The organism is Archangium violaceum Cb vi76, assembly GCF_000733295.1.
GTDB lineage: Bacteria > Myxococcota > Myxococcia > Myxococcales > Myxococcaceae > Archangium > Archangium violaceum.
The window spans coordinates 1-1,074 of sequence record NZ_JPMI01000337.1 but is presented as its reverse complement, the minus strand read 5'-3'; the positions used below and the strand labels follow the sequence as shown (position 1 = coordinate 1,074).

Sequence of the window (1,074 nt, the reverse complement as noted above, 5' to 3'; positions counted from 1 at the left end):
AACTTCGATGGGGACGCGGCCGGGGAAATCGTCGTGGTGGGCAAGAGCCTGGAGGCGACACACGGCCAGGTGAGCCTGCTGGACGACAACTGCGAGCTGCTGTGGACGCGCCAGGTGCACCTAACGGGCACGGAGCTGCCGCTGCACGACAAGGCGGGCCATGGAGGAGCGCCCAACATCGGTGACTTCGATGGGGACGGGCAGCTGGAGATAGGCCTGGCGGGAGACTGGAACTACACGGTGTACGGGGCGGACGGGACGGTGAAGTGGACGTTCCCCATCCAGGAGTACAGCTCGGGAAAGACGACGTCGACGACGTTCGACTTCGAGGATGACGGGCGGTTGGAGGTCATCTACGCGGACGAGCTGAAGCTGCGCATCTTCGACGGAGTGACGGGAGCGCTGCGCTGGGAGACGGCGCACAGCTCGGGCACGACGCACGAGTTCCCGATCGTGGCGGACGTGGACGGGGATGGGGCGGCGGAGATTGTCACGGTGGAGAACAACCACGGCGCCGGGCTTCAACGGCGTGCGCGTGTGGCACGACAAGAAGGAAGGGTGGGCCGGGACGCGGGCATCTGGAACCAGCACGCCTACAGCATCACGAACGTGAACAACGACGGAACGATTCCGGCGGTGCAGGCGACGAACTGGCTCAACCCCAAGCTCAACAACTTCCGCTCCAACGTCGCCAACTACTTCGGTGAGGGCCCCAGCCCGTTCGCGGGTCCGGACCTCATCGCCTCCGACGTGACGACGTCGTGCGACGGATATGGCTCGCTGGTGCTGGGAGCGCGGGTGCGCAACCAGGGAGAGGCGGCGGTAGGGGCGGGGGTGAAGGTGGCCTTCTACAAGGGCAACCCGGCCTCGGGTGGCACGCTGCTGGGCGTGGCCACGGTGACGGACGCGCTGCCGGTGGGCGGCTCGGCCATCGCGACCGTCGTGGTGTCCTCCACCACCTTCGGCACCACCGAGGTGTGGGCCGTGGTGGATGATGACGGCACGGGCAAGGGCAGCACCTCCGAGTGCCGCGAGGACAACAACGGTGCCTCGGCCACGGGCAACCTGACGTGC

At 67.2% G+C, this 1,074-nt stretch carries 1 protein-coding gene; it reads left to right on the top strand.

The features are described from left to right. Nucleotides 1-1,074 (top strand): FG-GAP-like repeat-containing protein (locus Q664_RS44275; protein ID WP_326938792.1); only part of this gene is annotated, 1,074 nt, incomplete at both ends.